Here is a 6,350-nt window from a genome sequence, read left to right as displayed (position 1 = left end):
GAAAATGCAGCCCAATGGCCACACCCGATTTTACACCACATTGACGGACGCGACCGTATGGTTGTGGTTGGGTACGACGATTTTCAGGGTCTTGCATGAGCGGAAGCAATTTCCGAATTTTATTGAATTTCTCGGTCTCCTGACGACATGATCATATCGTGGACGTGCTTATACTCGCGCATTGTCCAACCATTTATTAACCTTGTTTTTCCGGTTTTTGAATAAATCCGCAGCCGATCATCCTTGCGGATAAGGAAGGGCTGGTCCTGCAAGTCAGCGTGCGCTAGAAGTTCACGAATTATTCGGGGCTGCAATGCACAAAGGGAGCTGACTGAAATGCAAGATGATCTTGCCAATCGCGAAACGCTTGTCACACTGACGTCGGATATTGTCTCCGCTCACGTGAGCAACAACAGCGTCGCAGTGGGCGACCTCCCTGCGCTTATCGCCAACGTCTACAACGCTCTTGCAGGTCTCGACAAGCCTGAGGAGGTACACGAATCCCTTCCTGAGCCTGCGGTTTCGGTTCGGGCATCTGTCAAGAACGACTACATCGTGTGCCTTGAAGACGGCAAGAAGATGAAGATGCTCAAGCGCCATCTGGCGAACCGTTACAACATGACGCCCGAACAATATCGTGCGCGCTGGAACCTGCCTGCCGATTATCCGATGGTGGCGCCGGCATATGCCGAAAAGCGCCGGGAACTCGCCAAGGCGATCGGGCTGGGGCGCAAGCCCGGAACCAAGGTCGTCAAACCGGTGGCCAAGCGTGGCCGCAAGCCTGCGAAGCCTGAAGCGGCACAGCCCTGACGCACTAAGCAGGCGACTTGCCTGTCGGGGCTCACGGATGAGATAGCTGCCCTGTTCTCTTGCGTTTCGCGAGACAGCAGAAGTGTCCGAGCCCCAGGTGTGTCACATCGGGCCCGAACTGCGCCAGCTGACCGCGGCAAGCCTTCGGGGGAGGACCCTGGGGCAAGGAACGCGCGCTCGCAGCGTGTAATCCTGGCTCGCTCCGCCTTGCGCGTAATGTCCCGGTTGGGCGTCTGTCTCGGGTGCGTCCCTCAGGCCTGCGCGAATGAAGTGGCTGGTTTCACCCGCCTTTGCTTGTCAGGCAGTTGCAACGCCCAAACGGCAAGCTCAAACCCCACTATGTGAGGTTTTGGGGGCATGGTCTCCGGCATTGTGCCGGGTCCGACAGGGTGCCTGCATCTCGACAGTAAAGAGACACTGGGCACGCCAAACCACCTGGGCGGCACGCCGTGTGGCAAGGGTTGGGCGAGCGTGCGCATCCCATGGCCGGAACATGCGCGCGGCCTTGAGCAGGCTGCTGGTGCCGATCACATTCGTCTCGATGAAGGCGTCGGGCCCCGTGATCGAGCGATCGATGTGGCTTTCAGCGACAAAATGGACGAGCGTTGCCACACCTTGCTCGCGCAGCAGCTTCTCGACAAGCGCTGTGTCGCCAATGTCACCGACGACGAGGTCAGTCTGCTCGACATCGGCAATGGTCGAACGGTTGCGGGCATAGGTCAGGCAATCGAGCACGATGATCGTATCGTCGGGATTTTGCTTGCTACAATAGCGAACGAAGTTGCCGCCAATGAAGCCGACACCGCCAGTAACAAGCATGTTAGCCAAGAGCTTTTCCTCTTTCAACATCGTCCTGAGATGGGCGTTCCAGTGGATATGACCGGCACCCTCGATCACGCGGGTTGCCGATATTTCGAGCGCCGAGCAGGACGGCTGCCGTACTAGCGGGGGCTTGGCTGGCCATCGAGCAGGTCCAGGAAGGCACTGGCCCCGCGCAGCGGCGATGTCTGTCGAAGCACCTGGGCGGCGCACCTGTTATCATTGCGTGCCAGCGCCATAACACCCCCTGCCACGGCCGAAGCTTCTGCTATTGCTTGGCGTCAGAATACTCATAATGCCTGACGCTGCCGACAAAGTCGGTCGCGGGGCAGCCGGAATGACGCGGTACATCGGAACTGGCATCGCCTTTCATGCGACGTTGCGATCCTCGTGCGACTACGCGAGCCGGGCAAGGGCCAAGTGCGAACGGCCTTGCCGTATCGCGGCAAGGCGGCGGCCCCTGAGAACTTGAAATCCTGCTCCAGCAAGCTATCGTCAAGTGTCTGCTCGATCTTCGTCGTGAGAGTGGATCCGCCAGAACCGGCGGTCGAACACGGGCTCCGACTCCGTCGGGTGGCCTGCGAAATACAACACCCATGGGGAATACGCGGGGCGCGTTTTCCCTGTGTTCACGCGCGACGAACCGCCCGGCTCGTCGCGAGGACGAGTCGTGCAAATGCTTCTTCGGCAATGTCGCGAGGCTTGCGGCCGCGCGGACACTACGGATCAGCACCTTTACGGACAGGTGCCGTTTGGCTGGCGTCCGCTGGTGATTTCCTCGACCAAAGAGACTATCGTGGGGACAAGCCTCGACCTGTTCAATCAGGTCTTTCCCGATGATGCTGCCTGTCTCCGCCATGTCTTCGACATGCGCTTTGGCCAGGGCCATCCCTGCCCGAAGTGCGGTCGGCCCGCCCGCTGGTCAAGACGCAAGGGTCGCTCGTGCTTCACCGCGCGGTGTTGCAGCAACGCGGAGATCTATCCCTTGGCGGGCACCTTGTTTGGTCACAGTCGCTTACCCTTGCGCGATCTCTTCCTGGTCCTCCTGCATTTCACAAATTCCAAGGTCGGATTTTCCGCATCGCTCACCCGCCGCCTGCTCGGCATTTCCCATCCCGCCGCTTTCACGCTGTGCGACCGGATCCGCTGCCACCTCGCCATGTTGACCGGTCGCAACCGCATCGGCGGTCCTGGCCAGCAGGTCTTTATCGACGAGGCCTTGCTGCGCGGCGTCCTGACCACGGGCAACCGGCCCAACAAGGCCAGTCTGGTTGCCCTGTGTACGCGTCAGGACCTGTTGACGGCGATTGTGCCTGACAGGCGCGCAGCGACGCTCGTCGCGTTGATCGAACACGTCGTCAGGCCTGGATCCATACTCGTGACCGACGGCTTTGCCGGCTATCGCGGCCTGCACCGGCGAGGGTGGCATCATGAGGTCGTCAATCATCATCGCAGGATCTGGGTCAATAGCAACGGAGCCTGCCAGGCCCAGGTCGAGACTTACTGGTGGCATCTCAAGCGCACCTTGCGCCTGACGTACCTGCGAATAGACCGTGAGAATGCATGGAAATACATAAACGCGTTCAATTTTGTCTATAACAGGCGAACGAGGAGCCGCGAGACCTTCTGGGATGCAGTGTCGCACTTTCCTGCCTTCCCGGACGATCCCAGGGCCTATCTGGAGATGGACCTCGAACTCGGCCTGATGCCGGCATTGCAACTCGACGAGGGCCATTGACGTGGCACAAGCAGCGGCTTGCCCATCTTTACAGGGGATCGCGGAGCTGCGCCCCGTCAGCGCACCTCGCCACCGCAGCGGCACCAGTTTTCGTCAGGTCGAGCAATGCCTGGGCAGCGAGGAGGCAATAGTCGCCCATCTGTTCAGGTGTCGCGAGAAAGAGCTAAGCCTGTGCCCGACATGCGCAAGGCCGGTCAAACTCGTGCCCACGAAAAGAATTGGCACGTATTCAGGCACGTGCTGCCAGGCCTTCCACCGGATCGTGACAATGGACACGTTGTTCGAACGCAGCACCTGGCCTCTCACGTCATGGATAATGGCGATGGTCTACTTCGCAAACTCCCGTAGCGGGATTTCCCGCGCCTTCCTTCAAACCATGTTCGGCCTGACCGGGGGCAGCGCCCATATCATCTGCAAACGCATTCGACAGCACATGGCTCTGCTCGAGGATGAAAGGCAATTGGGTGGGCCGAGCGAACCCGTCGGCCTGTCATTCCAGCGGATAAAAGGGGCGCGAGGCAGTCGTATCCAATCGCGTAGCGTGCTGGTCATGGCAATTCACGACGCATCCCATGTCGTACCGGTCGTTGTTGCAGATCGCAGGCCCTCGACGATCCATCCTATCGTCCGGGCAAAGGTGCGGCCCGGGTCGATCCTGGTCTATCGCGACCGCATCGAGCATGCGCGCCTCAACCAGTTTCGGTCGAACTGGGGACTGGCACGCTCGTTCGCGATCGAGCCCGCCTCCCGGTATTCCGGGATCGACAACGCCATACTTGTCTTCTGGATGCATTTCCGCAGGGTCATGGCAGCTGGGCACGGCCATTTCGCAAGAGGCAACCTGTGGCTCTATCTCGGAGAATTTGCCTTCCGTTTCAATCGCCGCTCCGAACCGGACCAGATCTTCTGGGACATGGTCTCGCACTTTCCTCCGGTCGTCGGGCGTGGAGCATGAAGCTGATCAGTTCCTGCGTTTGACGTTGAAAGTTCCGCTGACGCGGCCGCCGCTACCGCCACCTGATCGCCCGTCGACGCTCGAAAGGCCAGAATCGAGATCGATGACCAGGCGCCCGCCGTTCAACGTATCGCCGTTGCGACGGAGCGCCACGTTCCCTGTCATGGTGATGATGTTGCGGTTGAAGTCGTAGACGGCAACATCGCCGCGCGCACTTTCACCTCCACGGTTGACCATGACACCTCCTGTCGCATCGATCCTGTCGATCTGGATGTCGCCGGCATTCCTGTAGGCAACGGTTGTCCGGGCGGCCTGCATGCGCAAATCCGACTGGGTGATGTCGACGTTGCCGGACAGGACGACGCGCTTTGTCTTGTCCTGCACCTCGATGCGATCTGCCGCGTAGTTCACAGGCGCATTGCTGTCATGTCCCGAGATGCCCTGCGCCCAAAGATGCTGACCACCCGCCATGAGCGCGGCCGACGCGGCAAAACCGATAGCGGCCCAGCGCAGCGGACGGGCCGAACGAATGATCTCGCGCGTTGTCAGGGGATACTTGGTCATCGGTGTCCTGCTCATGGCATTTGCATCCTGCCCGGTACCATGCGGAGGCGGGCATTACCCTCGAGCGCAACCGTACGCTCGTTCAGATTGGCGCTAATCCGATCGGCGGAAAAGGTCCCGGCAGGAATGCGCCCTTCGACAGGCCCGCGACTCTTGAGGGTTTTGCTGCCAAGATCGATGTCGACGTTCGTCGCAGTCATGCGATAGCCGTCCGAAGTCTGGACATTGATCGGGCCTGCGATATCCACGATCTCCTTCCCGAAATCGTAGTTGCCTCTGCCCGCAGTGAGCAAGGCCGGGCCATTGTCCAGCATGATCCGCGCGGTCAGTTGATCCAGCTCGATCATGGGCTGCGCCTTGGTTCGTTGGACTGCCGAGCCTGCGGTGATCGAAAAATTGCGACCGTCATCATCCTGCCCGCGATACATGGCACTCGAAACCTGCATGCGTTCATTGACCATCGCAACCTTGCGACGATCCAGCAGGAAACTGATTTCGCCGCGTGGCGAAAGCGGCGTAATGATCATGACAGCCAGCAGAGCGCCGACCAGCGCTGGCAAGCCGCGCGCGAGAAAATGGACAAGACGGTCATGAAAGCCGCCCGGCGCTGCAAAGCTGCGACGCTGTGTGCGAATCGTGTCTGCCGCGACAGTCATCGCCCGCCCTTGTCCTTTGCCACTTTACTCGTGGCTGAACACATCACGCTCTGCCCAACCTGCGAGGTCGAGCCGGGCGCGCATCGGCAGGAAATCGAAGCAGGCCTGCGCCATCGCGGTGCGGCCCTCGCGCTCCAGACGCTCGACGAGGATCGCGTGCATGGCATGGAGGTGGCGCACGTCGGATGCGGCGTATTCCTGCTGCGCATCGGACAGCACCGGCCCACCCCAGTCGCTCGACTGCTGCTGCTTGGAGATTTCCTTGCCGAGCAGTTCGCGCACCAGGTCCTTGAGGCCGTGGCGATCGGTATAGGTCCGGACCAGCTTCGAGGCGATCTTGGTGCAGAACACGGGCGCCGCGACCACGCCGAGGTAGTGCTCGATCGCGGCAAGGTCGAACCGCGCAAAGTGGTACAGCTTGACCCGCGAAGGGTCTGCCAGCACGGCCTTCAGATTGGGCGCCGCATAGCTGCTGCCCGGTGAGAAGCGGACGAGGTGTTCGTCGCCCTGCCCGTCCGAAATCTGCACGACGCAAAGGCGGTCACGCGGCGTGATCAACCCCATCGTCTCGGTATCGACGGCGACGGCACCGGGCGCAAGCACGCCTTCGGGAAGGTCTTCTTCGTGGAAATAAACGGCCATTCCTGTCGCTTAGGCGGTAAGTCAGCTTCTCGCAAGCAGTGTGTGAAGCCCGCTGGCACCTGCTCGTGCTACCAACGCGCGTGCCAATACGAAACTGGGAAGGGGCGACATTCGTCCGGGGCTTGAGCAGATTTCGCAACGGTGCGGGAGGCAGGTCCACGATCGT

7 protein-coding genes are annotated in these 6,350 nt (G+C 60.5%); 3 read left to right on the top strand and 4 right to left on the bottom strand.

All coding sequences use genetic code 11. The features are described 5' to 3' along the window. Nucleotides 1–336: 336 nt before the first annotated feature. The gene (locus AX703_RS12750; protein WP_039338254.1) at nucleotides 337–810 is read left to right on the top strand and encodes a MucR family transcriptional regulator; all 474 of its coding nucleotides are present in this window, start codon (nucleotides 337–339) and stop codon (nucleotides 808–810) included. Between the two features lie 327 nt (nucleotides 811–1,137). Here the strand turns inward: AX703_RS12750 and AX703_RS12745 are convergent, their stop codons facing one another. Then, nucleotides 1,138–1,629 carry a GDP-mannose 4,6-dehydratase gene (locus tag AX703_RS12745; RefSeq protein ID WP_369821017.1) on the bottom strand — a complete coding sequence of 164 codons (492 nt, stop codon included), beginning with the start codon at nucleotides 1,627–1,629 and terminating at the stop codon, nucleotides 1,138–1,140. Between the two features lie 796 nt (nucleotides 1,630–2,425). On the opposite strand from AX703_RS12745, the gene AX703_RS12740 reads away from it, so the two are divergent. Further along, nucleotides 2,426–3,367 (top strand): IS1595 family transposase, encoded by a 942-nt coding sequence (locus AX703_RS12740; RefSeq protein WP_197423707.1) that lies wholly within the window; start codon nucleotides 2,426–2,428, stop codon nucleotides 3,365–3,367. Nucleotide 3,368: 1 nt separating this feature from the next. Further along, complete coding sequence (locus AX703_RS12735) at nucleotides 3,369–4,322, top strand: transposase (RefSeq protein ID WP_156452043.1); 954 nt, start codon at nucleotides 3,369–3,371, stop codon at nucleotides 4,320–4,322. A gap of 6 nt (nucleotides 4,323–4,328) precedes the next feature. On the opposite strand, the gene AX703_RS12730 is transcribed toward AX703_RS12735, so the two are convergent. From AX703_RS12730 to AX703_RS12720, 3 genes are read right to left on the bottom strand one after another with little or no spacing between them, the layout of a single operon-like run. Beyond that, complete coding sequence (locus tag AX703_RS12730; protein WP_231735519.1) at nucleotides 4,329–4,901, bottom strand: LptA/OstA family protein; 573 nt, start codon at nucleotides 4,899–4,901, stop codon at nucleotides 4,329–4,331. Then, on the bottom strand, nucleotides 4,898–5,542 hold the full coding sequence (gene lptC / locus AX703_RS12725; RefSeq protein WP_062344511.1) for an LPS export ABC transporter periplasmic protein LptC: 645 nt from the start codon (nucleotides 5,540–5,542) through the stop codon (nucleotides 4,898–4,900). Before lptC ends, AX703_RS12730 begins: the two co-directional genes overlap by 4 nt. A gap of 24 nt (nucleotides 5,543–5,566) precedes the next feature. Beyond that, on the bottom strand, nucleotides 5,567–6,184 hold the full coding sequence (locus AX703_RS12720) for a ribonuclease D (protein WP_039338266.1): 618 nt from the start codon (nucleotides 6,182–6,184) through the stop codon (nucleotides 5,567–5,569). Between the last annotated feature and the right edge of the window lie 166 nt (nucleotides 6,185–6,350).

This window comes from Novosphingobium sp. CCH12-A3 (genome assembly GCF_001556015.1).
GTDB classification, from domain to species: Bacteria; Pseudomonadota; Alphaproteobacteria; order Sphingomonadales; family Sphingomonadaceae; genus Novosphingobium; species Novosphingobium subterraneum.
The sequence above is the reverse complement of the archived record's forward strand: the minus strand, read 5'-3'. Positions and strand labels throughout refer to the sequence as shown.